Origin of the sequence: Mycobacterium sp. EPa45, assembly GCF_001021385.1 — a bacterium.
In the GTDB taxonomy this organism is placed as follows: Bacteria; Actinomycetota; Actinomycetes; order Mycobacteriales; family Mycobacteriaceae; genus Mycobacterium.
In genome coordinates, this window is record NZ_CP011773.1 from 4,313,574 (window position 1) to 4,330,291 (window position 16,718).

A 16,718-nucleotide genomic window follows, 5' to 3' on the forward strand; every position below is an offset into this window, starting at 1 on the left:
GCGCGCTCGGTTCAGCCCACCGTGATGGCGTCCAGCCGCTCCTTGATGAACGCCGACGAGGTCACCGGCGACAGCCCGGGGACCCGGCCGACCGGCGGTTCCAGCGGGGTGATGAGCGCGTCGTGGTTGGCCTCGTAGAAGTAGATCAGCGAGATCAGGTCCTCCTCCGGGGCGTGTGGCTGCGGAGGCAGCACCCGATGCCGGCCCGACGGCCAGCGTCGTCCGCTCCAGTACTCGAGGAGGTCGCCGATGTTGATCGTCAGCGCAGCGGGATCATACGGCGCGTCTTCCCAGCCGCCGGCCTCGGAAAAGACTTGCAGGCCACCGGCTCCGGGCTCACGGTCCAGGATTGTCACGGTGCCGAAGTCGGTGTGCGGCCCGATGCGGAACTGGCCGGGTTCCGGCTCCCCGACGACGCTCACCGGTGGGTAGTGGTTGATGTTCATCGTCCAGGTCGGCCGGTCGGCCAGGGTGACGAACGGGTTCGCAGCCAGCCCCAGCGCATGCGCCATCAGGGCCAGCAGATCGTCGGCCAGCCGGTGCACGGCCGCGGTGTAGGCGTCGACCAGCGGCTGCAACTCGGGCACCTCGGCCGGCCACACGTTGGGCGCGAACCAGATCCGGTCGACCTCGGGATCGCCGACGGCCGTCTCGGCGCCCAGGCTGTAACTCTCCTTGAGGTCCGGCGGCGTCTCGGTGCCCTCGGCGTAGGCGTTGGCTTCCGCCCCGGGAGCGATCCAGCCATGGCCGCCGACCGGCACCGAATACCGGCGCTTGATTTCGTCCGGCAGGCTGAAGAACGTCCGCGAGGCGGCTCGCACGCCGGCCGCCAGGTCCGGATCGATACCGTGACCGGTGACCAGGATGAAACCGGCCTGCTGCAGCCCCTCGTCGAGCTCGGCGGCGACGGCGTCGGCCTGCGCTCCCCCGGCATACCAGCGGGAGATGTCGATGCTCGCGATCAATCCGCCACTCCGATGTCCTCGTTCCACAGGTGCGGCTTGTCGGCGATGAACTGGTTGAGCATGTCGAAGCAGCGATCGTCGTCGAGCACGGTGATCTTCACTCCGAGTTCGGCCAATTCCGGGTGTCCCCAGACGATGGTCCGGGCGTCGCCGATCACCAGCGCCCCAATGTTGAACTGGCGGACCAGACCGCAGCAGTACCAGCAGGGCGACAGCGTGGTGGCCATGATCGTGGAGCGGTAGTCGGTCTGGCGGCCAGCGTTGCGGAACGCCGAGGTCTCGCCATGGATGGACGGATCGTCGAGCTGCACCCGCATGTTGTGCCCGCTGCCCAGCAACTCCCCGTCGGCACCGAACAATGCGGCGCCGATCGGAATTCCGCCCTCCGCCAATCCCTTTCGAGCCTCGTCATAGGCGACGTCGAGCATCGCTTCCGGCGTCATACCGCTAGGCGTTCGGCGGCGATCTTCGAACGGCATAGCACAAGATAACTCGCACCGGCGATCAAGAAGCCCACGAAGAAGGTGATGTCGCCGAGCTCCGGCAGTTCCCTGGCGATATAGCCGACGAACTTCTCCTGATTGGAGAACAACAGCACCGACACCACCAGCCCGAGGCCGAACGAAGCGAATCCGCCCCAGTTGGTGTAGCCGCGATCGTAGAGGAACCCCGCGATCGATTGCCCCTTGCGCAGATATTGGTCGGCGAACACCACGCCCAGCCACGGACCGATCCAGTAGGCGATGATCAACAGGAAGGCCTCATAGCTGGCGGCCGCGTCAGCCAACGCCCACCACGCGATGCCGAAGCCCGCCACGCCGAAGAACACCGTGACCAGCGCACGTGCGACGTGGTGCGGAAGCTTGACTCCGATGGTCACGAAAGCCATTGCGCCGGAATAGATGTTGATGCAGTTGGCCGCGATGGCACCGATCGCGATGGCCAGCAGGGTTGCCTTGGCCAACGGCGAGGCCAGCTCACTGGTGAACGCCTCGGTGGGGTTGTCGGAGGTGGCCGGTCCGATGGTCACCGATGCGGCGCCGACGATTTCGAGGATCACGCAGGACAGGAACAGTCCGAGCGAGGCGAACAGTCCGGTGCGCGCGGTCGAGACGGTCGCTGGAAGATACCGGGTGTAATCCGCGGCGTAGGGCGTCCAGCCCGCGGCGTAGCCGAACGCGGTGCCCACCGTCAACAGAAACCCGCCGAGCCCGCCGACGCCGCCGTCGACCGCCGGAGCGCTGAAATGCGACTTGGTCAGGATCACCACCGAGGCGACCGCGAAGATCACCGCGAGCACCGGGAACGACCAGCGTTCGAAGGCCTGAACGAGGTTGTGCCCGAAGAACGCGAACCCGGTTTGAATGAGCACGACGATCACCAACGCCGGCAAGGGGCCGATTCCGAAGAGCGTGGACAACGCGAAGGCGCCGCTGACGCTGTTCGTGGCGAACCACCCGACACCGGCGGTCACCGACATCAGGACGGCAGGCACGGCGTTGCCTTTGAACCCAAATGCCAAGCGTCCCAACACCATCTGCGGAACGCCGTGCAGCGGGCCACGGGCGGACAAGAAGTAGTGGGCCAGCGCGCCGAGCCCGGTGCCGACCACGATGCCGGCCACGGCCTGCCAGAAGGTCATGCCGTAGACGGCCACCGCGAGCACGCCGACGAAGATCGTCGCGAACTCGAGGTTGGGTGACGTCCACGTCCAGAACAGCTGGCGTGGCTGCCCGTGCCGGTCCTCGTGCGCGATGAACTCATTGCCACCGGGTTCGACCGCCACCAGCTTGTCGCGGTAGGTGCCATCGCTCTGCACGCTCGGCTCGGTCGGGTCAGCCACTGTCATGGACTAAAAATCGACCCAAGCGAGCCGGCGCGCAACCGGAGGAAACGTGCCGGAAACCTCAGTCGAATTGCGGGGCTTCGGTCCTCGTCCGCTTCAGCTCCCAGAAGTGCGGGTAGGCCGCAAACGTCACCGAAGCGTCCCACAACTTGCCGGCTTCCTCGCCGCGCGGAATTTTCGAGAGGACGGGCCCGAAGAATGCCACCCCGTTGATGTGGATGGTCGGCGTGCCGACGTCCTCGCCGACGGCGTCCATACCCTCGTGATGGCTCTTACGCAGTGCGTCGTCGTACTTGTCGGTGGTGGCCGCCTCGGCGAGTTCGGCGGGCAGGCCGACCTCGGCCAGCGACTCTTTGATGACGACGTCGAAATCCTTGTTGTTCTGATTGTGGATGCGGGTGCCCATCGCGGTGTAGAGCGGCGAGAGGACCTCGCGACCGTGGGCCTGCTCGGCGGCGATGGCGACCCGGACCGGACCCCACGCCTTCTTCATCATCTCGAGGTACTCCTCGGGCAGGTCGCGGCCTTCGTTGAGGACGGCCAGGCTCATCACCCGGAAGTCGACGTCGATATCGCGGACCTTCTCGACCTCGAGAATCCAGCGCGAGGTGATCCAACACCAGGGGCACAGCGGGTCGAACCAGAAACCGGCTACTGACTTCTCGGACATACGGGCTCCTCCCAGCGGTGAACGCAGACTCTCAACTCAACTCGTGCCGATACATCACTGTTCCCGCATCGGCGCGTGAACACCAGAAATTTGGGATTGCCCGCACAGGAACCGCGCGGTGACAATTCACGACCAGCGGTTCGTCTGGATCCAGGCGCCGCACGTGTAGGTAAGTCACGTTAGGTTGGAACGCGTGGCACTACCCAACCTCACCCGTGACGAGGCCATCGAGCGCGCCGCTCTGGTCACCGTCGGCAACTATCGAATCGTTCTGGATCTGACGACCGGCGAGACGAACTTCCGGTCCACCACCACCGTCGAGTTCGAGGCGCTCCCCGGCGCCGACACCTACATCGACCTGGCCGCCGACACCGTGCACAGTGCCGTCCTCAACGGCCGCGACATCGACGTGTCCGGGTATGACGAGTCCAGCGGCATTCCGTTGCAGGGGCTCCAGAAGTCCAACGTCCTGGTGGTGGACGCCGACTGCCGGTACTCCAACACCGGTGAGGGTCTGCACCGCTTCGTCGACCCGGTCGACGGCGAGGTGTACCTGTACTCGCAGTTCGAAACGGCCGACGCCAAGCGGATGTTCGCCTGTTTCGACCAGCCCGACCTGAAGGCGACCTTCGACGTGACGGTCACCGCGCCGTCGCATTGGCAGGTGATCTCCAACGGCGCGACCGTCTCCGCCGAGGAGGACGCCAAGGTGAAGGTGCACACCTTCGCCAGCACCCCGCGGATGAGCACCTATCTGGTGGCGCTGATCGCCGGTCCGTACGCGCGCTGGGACGACGTCTACACCGACGAGCACGGCGAGATTCCCCTCGGGCTGTTCTGCCGTTCCTCGCTTGCGGAGTACATGGACGCTGAGCGACTGTTCACCGAAACCAAGCAGGGCTTCGGCTTCTATCACCGCAACTTCGGGGTGCCGTATGCGTTCGGCAAGTACGACCAGCTGTTTGTCCCCGAGTTCAACGCCGGCGCCATGGAGAACGCGGGCGCGGTGACGTTCCTGGAGGACTATGTCTTCCGGTCGAAGGTGACCCGCTACAGCTATGAGCGCCGGGCCGAGACGGTGCTGCACGAGATGGCGCACATGTGGTTCGGCGACCTGGTGACGATGACCTGGTGGGACGACCTGTGGCTCAACGAGTCGTTCGCGACGTTCGCCTCGGTGCTGTGCCAGGCCGAGGCCACCGAGTACGACCAGGCCTGGACGACGTTCGCCAACGTGGAGAAGTCGTGGGCCTACCGGCAGGACCAGCTGCCGTCCACGCATCCGGTGGCCGCCGATATCCCGGACCTGCACGCCGTCGAGGTCAACTTCGACGGCATCACCTACGCCAAGGGCGCCAGCGTGCTCAAGCAGCTGGTCGCCTACGTCGGGCTCGAGCACTTCCTGGCCGGCCTGCGTGACTACTTCGCCGTGCACGCTTTCGACAACGCCACGTTCGACGACCTGTTGGGCGCGTTGGAGAAGGCGTCCGGCCGCGACCTGTCCGACTGGGGCCGGCAGTGGCTCAAGACCACCGGTCTGAACACGGTCCGCGCCGATTTCGACGTCGACGCCGACGGCAAGTTCACCCGCTTCGCGATCAAACAGGGCGGAGCCGCACCAGGTGCCGGCGAGACCCGGGTGCACCGGCTGGCGGTCGGCATCTACGACGACGACCCGACGACGGGCAAGTTGGTGCGCGTGCACCGCGAGGAGCTCGACATCTCCGGGCGGGTCACCGAAGTGCCTGCACTGCAGGGCGTTTCCCGCGGCAAGCTGGTACTGGTCAACGACGACGACCTGACCTACTGTTCGCTGCGGCTCGATGACGATTCGCTGCGGACGGCGCTGAGCCGTATCGCCGATATCTCCGAGCCGCTACCGCGGACGCTGGTGTGGTCGGCGGCGTGGGAGATGACCCGCGACGCCGAGCTCAAGGCGCGCGACTTCGTGGCCCTGGTGATGAGCGGCGTGCAGGCCGAGACCGAGGTCGGCGTGGCGCAACGGCTGCTGCTGCAGGCGCAGACCGCGCTCAATTCCTACGCCGACCCGGCATGGGCCTGCTCGAATGGCTGGCCGGCGTTCGCCGATCGGCTGCTGGATCTGGCCCGCGAATCGTCGCCCGGATCCGATCACCAGCTCGCGTTCGTCAACGCGCTGTGCTCGTCGGTGCTGCAGTTGCATCACGTGGCGGTGCTGGCGACCCTGCTGGACAACGAGCCGGCCGAGGTGAACCTGCCCGGCCTGGTGATCGACACCGATCTGCGGTGGCGGATCGTCACCGCGCTGGCCGCCTCCGGCGACATCGACGGCGACGGCCCGCAGACGCCGTTCCTCGACGCCGAGGCACAGAACGATCCGACGGCGGCCGGCCGCAGGCACGCGGCCGCGGCGTCGGCGGCGCGCCCGCAGATCGAGGTCAAGAATGCGGCATGGCGCGAGGTGATCGAGGACGACACCCTGCCCAACATCACCGCGCGGGCGATCATCGGCGGGTTCGTTCAGATCGGCCAGAGCGCGCTGCTGCAGCCGTTCACCGAGCAGTACTTCGCGGCGATCCCGGGAGTGTGGGAGCGCCGGTCCAGCGAAGTGGCGCAGACAGTGGTGGTCGGCCTGTACCCGTCATGGGACATCAGCGAGGAGGCGTTGGCGGCCGCGGACACGTTCCTCGCCGGCGAGCTGCCCTCGGCGCTGCGCAGGCTGGTGCTCGAGGGCCGGGCCGGTGTCGAACGCTCACTGAAAGCGCGCGCCTTCGACGCTGGGTGACCTCGCGCTGCCATGATCACGCCATGGCAGGGGCCAACACACGTCGAGCCCGCGCGGCGCGCAGACGCACCCGCCGCGTCAAGGCGGCGCTCAACGACCTCACCGATGAGCAGTGGGCGGCGATCAAGCTCGCCTGGAACGGTTGCGCCTACTGCGGTGCCACGGGCAGGCCGCTGCAACGGGACTGCGTCATGGCGATATCGCGAGGCGGCCGCTACACGATCGACAACGTCGTCCCCGCCTGCGGCGCGTGCAACGCGAGCAAGTGCAATGACGAGGTCACGGGCTGGCTGCGACGCAAGCGGCTCGACGAACGCCTGTTCCTCGAGCGCTACGTCCGCATCCGCGCGGAGCTGATGACGGCGGCGGGATCCTAGGGGTGGCATTGTTGCCCGCCTCCGAGCGACAAACGTGCACTCGACGAGTTCCGGGCCGCCCAATCCCAGCGGGCGGCCTACAGGCGGGCTACGGGCGGGAGATGGCCGCCGACATCACGCGGACAGCGCTGACCAACCCGTCGATCAGGTTGCCCTCTTTGAACGCCGACGCGGCCGCTGACACCCCCAGCGGGGCCGCCGACTCGGCGCCACGGCTGCGCACGTCAGCGCCGTAGACCACCTCGATGGCCCGCTGATCCGGCGACACCGCCAGCAGCACCGCGTTGTTCGGCGTCGCAACGTCGGCAAGGATTTCTCGGGCGCGGGCCGCGGTGTCGGCGCCGAGGTCGCCGATGTAGACGGCGAAGCGGGCCTTGGACTGCCGACTGCCGTACTTAAGCGCGTCATCCAGTTCGACCAGCTGGCTGGTCGGGAAGGGGTAGTGCACCGACAGCTCACCCGGCTCGGTCACTCCGGACAGGCGGCCGCTGGTGGTCACTGCCCAGCCGTAGGGCAGGTTGGCCGGATCGACGGTCGCTACCGTGCCGTGTTCACCACTTGCCACTTGCTCCACCTCCCACATTCACCTCGTGCGCACCGTGGCCGTGATGGCCACCGCCGGGAACCACCTCGTCGGAGGCCCACAGGATCGGCGCGTGCGTCCACTTCTCGGACAATGTGTACGTCTTGGGATGCTTGCCCCGGCCGGGGAAGATCAACAAAGACAGGAGAATCACGAGCAGCAACGGGATGCCGACAAACAGCCCGTGCACGACGGCAGCATTCACGATGCAAACCGTAGCAGTCAGGCCGCGCCCTCACCCAGGTAGCGCACCCAAGCCGGGTCGAGTTCCTTGATGGTGCACAACAGCCGCCAATGCTGGCCCTTCGGCGGCATAGGCACCAGGCGCAACGTCCAGCCCAATTCGGTCAGCAACCTGTCGGCCTTGCGGTGGTTGCACGGCGCGCAGGCGGCCACGCAGTTCTCCCAGGAGTGCTCACCACCGCGGCTGCGGGGCACGACGTGGTCGACGGTGTCGGCCTTCGCGCCGCAGTACGCACACCGGAAGCGATCCCGGTGCATCAGCGCGGCCCGCGTCATCGGGATACGCGCCCGGTAGGGCACCCGGACGAAGCTGCGCAGCCGGATCACCGACGGCACCACGATCGCCCGGGTCGCCGAATGGATCACCGGGCCGCCGGGATCGTCGTGCACCACGTCGGCCTTGCCGCACAGCAGCATGATCACCGCCCGGCGCATGGGGAGCGCCGTCAGCGGTTCGTAGGTTGAGTTCAGTAACAACACCCGGCGACGTCCCCACACTGATCCGTCGGCCGGGCCAACTATGTGAGGGTCGGCGTGCAGGCTGGAGCCGGCTACGGACCCGATCGGGCCCGCCGCGGCGCGGTGACCGCGGTTCCGTTTGCGCTGCGACATGCGTCCTCCGGCCACCAGTCCACCACGGATCCGCCGCGATCGCACGACATTTTGTCCCGTGTTCGCAGGTCAAATCCGTGAACATCGGGTGACGTGGGCCCAATCTGGGGCAGACGTACACAATGGTGGGGTGACCGAGACTCAGGCCAACGCGGATGGGCAGACCTTCTACGACGCCGTGGGCGGCCACGAGACGTTCCGCAAGATCGTGTCCCGCTTCTACGAACTGGTGCGCGAGGACGAGGTGCTGCTCCCGCTCTATCCGCCCGACGAACTCGACGACGCTGAAATCCGCCTGCGGATGTTCCTCGAGCAGTACTGGGGCGGCCCGCGGACCTACTCCGACCAACGGGGACACCCCCGGCTGCGGATGCGACACGTCCCGTTCAAGATCGGCTTCATCGAGCGCGACGCATGGCTGCGTTGCATGCACACCGCGGTAGCCTCGATCGACTCCCAGACGCTCGACGACGCGCACCGCAGGGAGCTGCTGGCCTATCTCGAGATGGCTGCGCAGTCGATGGTCAATTCTCCGTTCTAGAGGACACCGATGACCGAAGCCGTCCCGTGGTGGACGAACGCGATCTTCTACCAGATCTACCCCCGTTCCTTCGCCGACAGCAACGGTGACGGCGTCGGCGATCTCGAGGGCATCGTCACGCATCTCGATCATCTGAGCCTGCTCGGCGTCGACGCGATCTGGCTCAATCCGGTCATGGTCTCCCCGATGGCGGACCACGGCTACGACGTGGCCGACCCACGCGACATCGACCCGCTCTTCGGTGACCTCGGCGCGCTGGAGCGGCTGATCAGCGAGGCGCATGCCCGCGACATCCGCGTCACGATGGACCTGGTGCCCAACCACACCAGCTCCCAACACACCTGGTTCCAGGCGGCGCTGGCTGCTGCACCGGAAAGTGTTGAGCGACAACGGTATATCTTCCGCGACGGTTTGGGTCCGGACGGTTCTACCCCACCGAACAACTGGGTGTCGGTGTTCGGCGGGCCGGCCTGGACCCGGGTCGCCGACGGCCAGTGGTACCTGCACCTGTTCGACGCCGAGCAACCCGACCTCAACTGGGACAACCCCGAAGTGTTCTCCGACCTGGAGAAGACGCTGCGGTTCTGGCTCGACCGCGGGGTCGACGGTTTCCGCATCGACGTCGCGCACGGCATGGCCAAACCGCCCGGCCTGCCGGACATGACGAACCCGGACGCCGAGATGCTCACCCTCGACGACCACGACCCCCGGTTCAACCACGAGGGCGTGCACGACATCCACCGCGGCATCCGCTCGGTGCTCGACGATTACCCCCACGCGGTGACCATCGGCGAGATCTGGGTGTTCGACAACGAGGACTTCGCCAAATATCTGCGGCCCGACGAACTGCACATGGGCTTCAATTTTCGTTTGGTGCGAGCCGAATTCGATCCGACGAGCATCCGCGGTGCAATCGAGAATGCGTTGGCTGCGGCCGCCCTCGCCGACGCCAGCCCAACCTGGACGCTGTCCAACCACGACGTCGAGCGCGAGGTCTCCCGCTACGGCGACGGCGTCGCCGGGCTCGCGCGGGCCCGCGCGATGGCGATGGTCATGCTGGCGCTACCGGGAGCGATGTTCCTCTACAACGGCGAGGAATTGGGTCTGCCTAACGTCGATCTGCCCGACGAGGTTCTGCAGGACCCGGTGTGGGAACGCTCCGGGCACACCGAACGCGGCCGAGACGGCTGCCGGGTCCCGATGCCGTGGTCGGGTGACGCGCCCCCGTTCGGGTTCTCGTCGAGTCCCCAGACGTGGCTGCCGATGCCTGCGGAATGGTCGGCGTGGACGGTCGAACGTCAGCTCGCCGACCCGGATTCGACGCTGGCGTTCTTCCGGACGATCCTGCACCTGCGACACAGCAGTTTCCACTTCACCGAGTTCGACGTCGAGTGGCTGCAGCTGCGCGACGACGCGCTGGCGTTCCTCTCCGGCGGGGTGTTGTGCGTGCTGAACACAGGTAGTACCGCGCTGGCGCTACCGGCCGGCGAATTGCTCACGGCCAGTGCGCCATTGCTCGGCGGCACGTTGCCGCCGGATTCGGCGGCGTGGATCGCGACCGGCTAGACGCCGGCGGCCAGCAGGTTCACCACCGAGGCCACGATGATCGAGCCGAACACGAATGACAGCAGTCCGTGCCCCAGCGCGGTGGCCCGCATCCGGGTCGAGGTCAGGTTGGTATCGGAGATCGCAAAGCTCATCCCGACGGCGAAGCCGACGTAGAAGAAGTCCTTGAAACAAGGCTGGTCTTTGTGCCCCGGCGGGCTGTTGAAGTCGATTCCGCCCGGCTGCTCCGGGTCGAAATAGTGTTTGGCGTAGATGATCGAATACAGCGTGTGAATCGTCAGCCAGGACAGCACGACACTGCCGACCGCCATCCAGCCCGCACCCGAATCGTGGCGGACCCCGCCGGCAGCGTCCTGACTGCGGCCCAGCAGCACCCAGACACCGACCAAGCTGGCCGCCGCACCGCCGAGCACCAAGGTCGTGACCACCCAGGGCAACGGCTGCTCCTGACTGGCATGGTGCTTGGTTTCGTTGAAGTCGAACGGCCACAACGTCAGCCACGTCCAGCCAGTGAAGATCAGAGCCAGCGCCGTCCACCCGCCAAGCAACGAGAGCATTCCGTTGTGGCCCCACAGAATCACCGTCACGACCGCGCCGACGGCGACCCCGACGGCGACGCGGGCGGCCGGGCGCTTCCAGAACGACAGGCTTCCGTGCGCCTTTTCGGTCACAAGCGGATACTAACGCAGCACCAGCGCGGGATTGCCGAGTCGGCGATACACCGACCCGAATCGCGCGTCGATCCGCAGCCACGTCGGCGACAGCCGCACTCGCACGATCTCGTCCTCGCTCGGCCGCTCCGGTACGAATCCCATTGCGGTGAGCGCGAACACGCACCGCATCGGCACACCCACTTGCGCGCCACCCGAACTCACCTGGAGTACGTCCTGATCCAGGAGCGAAGCGGGTGGCCCATGCGCGCTGCTGTGCTCCTTTGCCACATCGGCGCCGCGCTGAGCCAAATCGGTGAGCACGGCGGCCGGCACGTCGTCGACATGGGCGAAGCCGGTGTCCGGGGGGAGCGCACCGCGCCACGCCGAGTCCATCGGGTACCCGGGATTCACCCGTCCGGACACATCGGCATTGCGTAACCCACGCGCCAATTCGTCTGCTCCACAGGATAAGTCGCCGGGGTTGACCTCACCGGCGACAGCGCGCACGGCGAGCACGTCCAATCCGGTGGCCACCCAGGCCGTCACCAGACCGTCGGCGCGCTGCTTCAACCGCACGACAGCGGCCTCGTCCAAGCGCAATGCGTGTTCGACGAACACCGCCAAGTCGCTGCGCACCACCGCATCGGGAATCGTGAGGCTCATCGCTGCCAGCGCTGCAGGTACTCCCGATGCTTGGGCGAAAGCCGAACCAACCGTTGCTCTTCGATGTGCACCGCGGCCAGCTGCGTCTCCGCGATCACCGACGGGCGCGAGTCCGGATCGGCGTTCACCGACCGCACCTCGTAGCCGAGGGTGAAGTCCACCGCGCGCAACCGCTTGGTCCACATGGTCACCTGCAGCGGTGAATCTGCCAACCGCAGTTGGCCTTTGTAGAGCACCTGCACCTCGTGGATGAGCAGGCCGATCGTGGTGATGTCCTCGGCGAACGGCTCGGCCAGGAAGTCCACCCGCGCCTCTTCCAGGATCGTCACCATGGTGGCGTGGTTGATGTGTTGATACATGTCGATGTCCGACCAGCGCACGTGCACGCCGGTGGTGAATCCGTTAACCACTTGACCCTGTTCCACTCGTCCTGGTCATGCTGCGGATCTGGCGTGCCGCCACCGACAGCGTGGCCAGATCACGTTCGTCGTCGGCGTAGATCTCGGCCAGCGTGCGACGCGCCCGCTCGACCCGCGATCCGTTGGTGTGCTCCCACTCGGCGATCTTCTCCTCCCCCGTCTCCTCCGGCTCCCCGACAGCCAGCACGTCGAAACACAAGGCTCGCAACGACCCGTAGATGTCGTCGCGAATAGCCAAGCGGGCCAACGAATGCCAGCGGTCGTCGCGGGGAAGGCCGGAGACCGCAGTCAGTAGGCCGTCCGTGCTCAGATGGTCCATCAGGGCGAAGTAGGTGTCGGCAACCTCGGCGGGGTCGCGGTCGACGATATCGGCTATGTCGATGACGTCGAGGAGGCTGTATCGGTAGAGCCCGGTGGCCACCGTATAGGCCAGATCGGCCGGCGCGCCGTGCGCCTCGAACTCACCGGCCTCCTTGGCCACGATCGCCTTGTCGTCGCCCCGCAGCCACTGCGACATCTGCGGGGTGAGTTCGGCCAGCGTGGCGGCGAACCGGTTGATCTCGGCGCCGACGGCCAGCGGTTGCGGACGGTAGTTCAGCAGCCAGCGTGCCGCCCGATCGAGCAGGCGGCGCAGGTCCAGCGTCATGCGGTCCGAGACGTTGATCGGCAGGCCGGTGCGGGAGGCCTCGACGATGCGCTGCCACACTTTGTCGATCCCGAAGATCGCGTCGGTGGCCACGAACGTGCGCACCGCGTCGACATAGCTGACCCCGGTGTCTTCGGTGACGCGGTAGGCGAAGGAGATTCCGCCGGTGTCGACCACGTTGTTGACCAACATCGTGGTCGTGATCTCACGGCGGAGCTGGTGGCCGCGGATATCGGTGGCGAAATGGTCGCGCAGCTGGCTCGGAAAGTATCGAGGCAGCCGCGAGGCGAACACTTCCTGATCGGGCAGGTCGCTGGCCAGCACGTCCTCCTTGAGGGCCAGCTTCACGTGGGCCATCAGGGTCGCCAACTCCGGGGAGGTCAGCCCGATCCCGACCTCTTGGCGGCGGTGGATCTCCTTGGGAGACGGCAGCGCCTCGAGCTCGCGGTTGAGCCCGCGCCGCTCCTCGAGCTCGATGATCTGGCGGGCGTGCACGTTGAGCAGCGACGCGGCATTGGCGCGGCTGGTGCCCATCAGGTCGTTCTGGTCGATGTTGTCGGTCAGGACCAGTCGCGCGACCTCGTCGGTCATCGACGCCAGCAGCCCGGTGCGCTCGTCGGCGCTCACCTTGCCCGCAGTGACCAGCGAGTCCACCAGAATCTTGATGTTGACCTCGTGGTCGCTGCAGTCCACCCCCGCGGAGTTGTCCATGGCGTCGGTATTGATGCGGCCACCGCACAGGTCGTACTCGATCCGGCCCAGTGACGTGACCCCGAGGTTGCCGCCTTCACCGATCACCTTGGCGCGCACCTGATTCCCGTTCACACGGATGGTGTCGTTGGCGCGGTCCCCGACGTCGGCATCTGATTCCGACTCGGCCTTGATGTAGGTGCCGATGCCGCCGTTGAACCACAGGTCGACCGGGGCTTGCATGATCGCCTTCATCAGGGCGGGCGGGGTGACCTCGGCGGGGTCCCCCTGCAGGCCGAGCGCCGTGCGCATCTGCGGGCTCACCGGAATCGCCTTCTGCTGCCGGCTGAACACCCCGCCGCCCTCGCTGATCAAGGCGGCGTCGTAGTCCTCCCAGCTGGACCGGGGCAGCTCGAACAGCCGCCGCCGTTCCTCCCAGGACCGTCCTGCGTCCGGGTTGGGATCGATGAAGATGTGTCGGTGGTCGAAGGCTGCGATGAGCCGGATGTGGTGGGACAGCAGCATTCCGTTGCCGAAGACGTCGCCGCTCATGTCGCCGACACCGGCGACGGTGAAGTCCTCGCTCTGGGTGTCCACGCCCATCTCGCGGAAGTGGCGTTTGACCGACTCCCAGGCGCCCTTGGCGGTGATGCCCATGGCTTTGTGGTCGTACCCGACCGAGCCACCGGAGGCGAACGCGTCACCCAGCCAGAAGCCATAATCATGGGCGACTTCGTTGGCGATATCGGAGAACGTGGCGGTGCCTTTGTCGGCGGCGACGACGAGGTAAGCATCGTCGCCGTCGCGGCGCACTACCCCGCGTGGGGCGACGACCTGGCCGGTGGTCCGATCGACATTGTCGGTGATGTCCAGCAAGCCGGCGATGAACAACCGGTAGCAGGCAATTCCCTCGTGGCGGAACGCATCCCGGTCCGCTGCGGGGTCACCGAGCGGCGCGGGTGGCTTCTTGACGACGAACCCGCCCTTGGCGCCGACGGGCACGATCACCGCGTTCTTGACGGCCTGCGCCTTGACCAGGCCGAGGATCTCGGTACGGAAGTCCTCGCGACGATCCGACCAGCGCAGCCCGCCGCGGGCGACGAAGCCGAACCGCAGATGCACGCCTTCCACCCGCGGTGAGTACACGAAGATTTCGAACTTCGGCCTGGGCAGTGGCAGTTCGTTGATGAGCTGGGGATTCAACTTGAGCGACAACACGTTCTGCGCGTGCGCCGAGTCGGCACTGGTGACGAAATAGTTGGTGCGCAACGTGGCCTGGACCATCGTCGCGAATGCCCGCAACACGCGGTCGGTGTCGAGGCCGACCAGCGCGTCGATGTCGGCGGCCACTGCGTCGGCCGCGGCGAGCGCGTCCAGTCCCTTGTCGGCGGATTCGGGGTCGAACATCGCCTCGAACAGGGTGACCAGGGAACGCGCGGTGCGCGGATTGCTGTTGAGCACCGACTCGATGTGCGACTGGCTGTAGGGAAACGCCGCCTGCCGCAGGTACTTTGCGTACGCGCGCAACACGGCTACCTGCTGCCAGGTCAGGCCGGCGCGCAACACCAGTTCGTTGAAGCGGTCGATCTCAGCACGTCCCTGCCAGATGGCGGTGACGGCGTCGGCGAAACGCTGCGCGGTGGCGTCCCACTCGTCCTGGGTGGCGGCGTCGGGCATCGAGGCGTCGGGACGGATCTTGAACTGGTAAATCCAGACCTTCAGCCCGTCCGGGCGTACGACGGTGAACGGGCGCTCCTCGAGCACCAGCACGCCCATGCACTGCAGCATGGGCAGCAGGTGGCTCAGCGATGCGGTCGAACCGCCGAGATACCAGGTGAGGTAGGCCTCGTTGCCCTCATCGCCCTCCTCGAACTGCAGCTTGACCGAATCTTCCTGCAGCGCTTCGATGATCCCGATATCGGTGATCGCCTCGGTCGAGGTGACGGCTTGCTTGAAGGTTTCGGGCAGCGCTTCGGCGTAATGTTCGGCGATCCCCAGGTCGATCTCGCCGGTCCGTGCCGAGCCGATCAGCCGGTCACCCCAGGTACGCAGCGCCTCGGTCAGCAAGCCCTGCACGCGGGTGCGATTGCCCTCGCTGTCGTCGATTGACTCACGGGTCGAGCTGTCTGGCAGCCGCACCGTGAAATGAACTACCGCCCAGGGCGATTCACTGACTCGTGCGGTGTAGTCGATACTCAGGCCGCCGAACTCGCGGACCAGGATGTCCTGCATCGCCAGCCGGACCGCGGTGGTGTAGCGGTCGCGGGGCAGGTACACCAGGGCCGACACGAAGTGGCCGAGCTGGGCGGCGCGCAGAAACAGCAGCGCACGGCGGCGCGAGCCGAGGTCGACGACGGCGGTTGCCATCGCCAGCAGCTGTTCGGCGGTCAGGGAGAACAGCTCTGAGCGCGGGATGGTCTGGATGATGTCGAGCATCAGCTGCCCGGGATGGCTCGGGTCGCTCTGGGACATCGCCAGCACTTCGCGTACCCGCCGCGAGATCAGCGGGATGTCAAGCACATTGGCGCTCATCGCCGCCACGGTGAACAGTCCGACAAACCGGTGCTCGACATCGCCCGATGAGGTGTGCTCGCGGATCACCACGATGTACGGATACGCGCCGTAACGCAGGAAGCTGGGCATAGTGGCCTGTGCCAACACCAGCAAGTCACCGGGGCGGGTGAGCTCCGGGAGCACCTCGGTGCGCAGCCGCGCCACCCCCAGCCGGCTCGATTCGACGACGGTGGCGACTCCGTCGCGCACCGCGCAGTCCTGACAACCCAGCAGCACGAAATGACCGTCGGAGAGCCACCGCAACAAGTCCGCGGCATCGCTGCGGTCGGGCCCGACGAATCGGTCTCCCGGATCGGTGTCCAGGTCGCGCGCGAGATCATGCAACGCGGCGCTGAGCGCCGTGGAATCCAGCGCCACCTGCCGGGCGTCGGCAACGGCCATCGGCAGCATCCGCTCGGCTTCGGCCAGCGCCTTGCGATTGACCGACGGCGAAAGCTGGATGTGGATCCAGGATTCGTCGATGCCCTGAGAATCGGCATCGGCCGGGCTGTCGGTCAATGGGCGCACATCCAGCAGTTCGCCGGTTGGGCTCCGCCGGACCCGGAAGACCGGGTTCATCAGTGCGACATAGCCGACGCCCAGGCGATGCATCAGCACCGTGACCGAATCCAGCAGCATGGTCGCCTGGTCGGTGACGATCTGCAGCGCCGGACCGAACCCGCCGGGATCGTCGGCGGGATAGATCGCGACGAGGGTCTCCCCGACCGGCCGGACGCTGGCCAACCGCTCCTGCGCGGCGATCAGCTCCGCCGGTACCGCCCGTTCGGCGGCCGCGGCAACCAGCGGTCCGGTGTCGGTGACATCGACGTCGTCAGGAGCCCCGCCGTGCGGACCGCGATAGGTGGCGAGGTATGCCTCGCCGAGCGACTCGGTAGCTTTGGGGTCAACCGTCATACCTGCGGCTCC

At 66.7% G+C, this 16,718-nt stretch carries 15 protein-coding genes; 4 read left to right on the forward strand and 11 right to left on the reverse strand.

The genetic code is table 11. The features are described 5' to 3' along the window. Positions 1 to 11 precede the first annotated feature (11 nt). The 4 genes from AB431_RS20610 to AB431_RS20625 are packed head-to-tail and all read right to left on the reverse strand — an operon-like array spanning position 12 to position 3,481. The gene (locus tag AB431_RS20610) at positions 12 to 965 is read right to left on the reverse strand and encodes an isopenicillin N synthase family oxygenase (RefSeq protein WP_047331496.1); all 954 of its coding nucleotides are present in this window, start codon (positions 963 to 965) and stop codon (positions 12 to 14) included. Then, complete coding sequence (locus AB431_RS20615; RefSeq protein WP_047331497.1) at positions 962 to 1,408, reverse strand: nucleoside deaminase; 447 nt, start codon at positions 1,406 to 1,408, stop codon at positions 962 to 964. The genes AB431_RS20610 and AB431_RS20615 overlap by 4 nt, the downstream gene beginning before the upstream one ends. Continuing rightward, positions 1,405 to 2,814 carry a cytosine permease gene (locus AB431_RS20620; RefSeq protein WP_047331498.1) on the reverse strand — a complete coding sequence of 470 codons (1,410 nt, stop codon included), beginning with the start codon at positions 2,812 to 2,814 and terminating at the stop codon, positions 1,405 to 1,407. The genes AB431_RS20615 and AB431_RS20620 overlap by 4 nt, the downstream gene beginning before the upstream one ends. A 58-nt stretch (positions 2,815 to 2,872) precedes the next feature. Further along, the gene (locus tag AB431_RS20625) at positions 2,873 to 3,481 is read right to left on the reverse strand and encodes a DsbA family protein (RefSeq protein WP_047331499.1); all 609 of its coding nucleotides are present in this window, start codon (positions 3,479 to 3,481) and stop codon (positions 2,873 to 2,875) included. Positions 3,482 to 3,674: 193 nt separating this feature from the next. On the opposite strand from AB431_RS20625, the gene pepN reads away from it, so the two are divergent. Further along, on the forward strand, positions 3,675 to 6,245 hold the full coding sequence (gene pepN, locus AB431_RS20630; RefSeq protein WP_047331500.1) for an aminopeptidase N: 2,571 nt from the start codon (positions 3,675 to 3,677) through the stop codon (positions 6,243 to 6,245). 23 nt (positions 6,246 to 6,268) lie between these two features. Continuing rightward, positions 6,269 to 6,622 (forward strand): HNH endonuclease, encoded by a 354-nt coding sequence (locus AB431_RS20635; RefSeq protein ID WP_047331501.1) that lies wholly within the window; start codon positions 6,269 to 6,271, stop codon positions 6,620 to 6,622. An 88-nt stretch (positions 6,623 to 6,710) separates the two neighbouring features. Here the strand turns inward: AB431_RS20635 and AB431_RS20640 are convergent, their stop codons facing one another. Genes AB431_RS20640 through AB431_RS20650 form a run of 3 tightly spaced genes read right to left on the reverse strand, consistent with a single transcriptional unit; the run spans position 6,711 to position 8,060 of the window. Continuing rightward, on the reverse strand, positions 6,711 to 7,187 hold the full coding sequence (locus tag AB431_RS20640) for a DUF5130 domain-containing protein (protein ID WP_047331502.1): 477 nt from the start codon (positions 7,185 to 7,187) through the stop codon (positions 6,711 to 6,713). Next, positions 7,174 to 7,410: a hypothetical protein gene (locus AB431_RS20645; protein WP_047331503.1), complete on the reverse strand. Its 237-nt coding sequence runs from the start codon at positions 7,408 to 7,410 to the stop codon at positions 7,174 to 7,176. Before AB431_RS20645 ends, AB431_RS20640 begins: the two co-directional genes overlap by 14 nt. Before the next feature lie 17 nt (positions 7,411 to 7,427). Continuing rightward, on the reverse strand, positions 7,428 to 8,060 hold the full coding sequence (locus AB431_RS20650; RefSeq protein WP_047333641.1) for an HNH endonuclease: 633 nt from the start codon (positions 8,058 to 8,060) through the stop codon (positions 7,428 to 7,430). Between the two features lie 130 nt (positions 8,061 to 8,190). Between AB431_RS20650 and AB431_RS20655 the strand changes: the two genes are divergently transcribed. Then, a complete protein-coding gene (locus tag AB431_RS20655) occupies positions 8,191 to 8,601 on the forward strand; it encodes a globin (RefSeq protein WP_047331504.1) in 411 nt (136 codons plus the stop codon). 9 nt (positions 8,602 to 8,610) lie between these two features. Further along, entirely contained in the window at positions 8,611 to 10,167 is a 1,557-nt protein-coding gene (locus tag AB431_RS20660) for an alpha-amylase family glycosyl hydrolase (RefSeq protein WP_047331505.1), read from the forward strand. Here AB431_RS20660 and AB431_RS20665 read toward each other — a convergent pair. From AB431_RS20665 to AB431_RS20680, 4 genes are read right to left on the reverse strand one after another with little or no spacing between them, the layout of a single operon-like run. Next, a complete protein-coding gene (locus AB431_RS20665) occupies positions 10,164 to 10,838 on the reverse strand; it encodes a DUF1345 domain-containing protein (protein ID WP_047331506.1) in 675 nt (224 codons plus the stop codon). The two genes, AB431_RS20660 and AB431_RS20665, sit on opposite strands and share 4 nt — an antisense overlap. Positions 10,839 to 10,847: 9 nt before the next feature. Then, positions 10,848 to 11,483 carry a hypothetical protein gene (locus AB431_RS20670; protein WP_047331507.1) on the reverse strand — a complete coding sequence of 212 codons (636 nt, stop codon included), beginning with the start codon at positions 11,481 to 11,483 and terminating at the stop codon, positions 10,848 to 10,850. After that, positions 11,480 to 11,893 (reverse strand): thioesterase family protein, encoded by a 414-nt coding sequence (locus AB431_RS20675; RefSeq protein WP_082135755.1) that lies wholly within the window; start codon positions 11,891 to 11,893, stop codon positions 11,480 to 11,482. Before AB431_RS20675 ends, AB431_RS20670 begins: the two co-directional genes overlap by 4 nt. Beyond that, on the reverse strand, positions 11,886 to 16,706 hold the full coding sequence (locus tag AB431_RS20680) for an NAD-glutamate dehydrogenase (protein WP_047331508.1): 4,821 nt from the start codon (positions 16,704 to 16,706) through the stop codon (positions 11,886 to 11,888). Before AB431_RS20680 ends, AB431_RS20675 begins: the two co-directional genes overlap by 8 nt. Between the last annotated feature and the right edge of the window lie 12 nt (positions 16,707 to 16,718).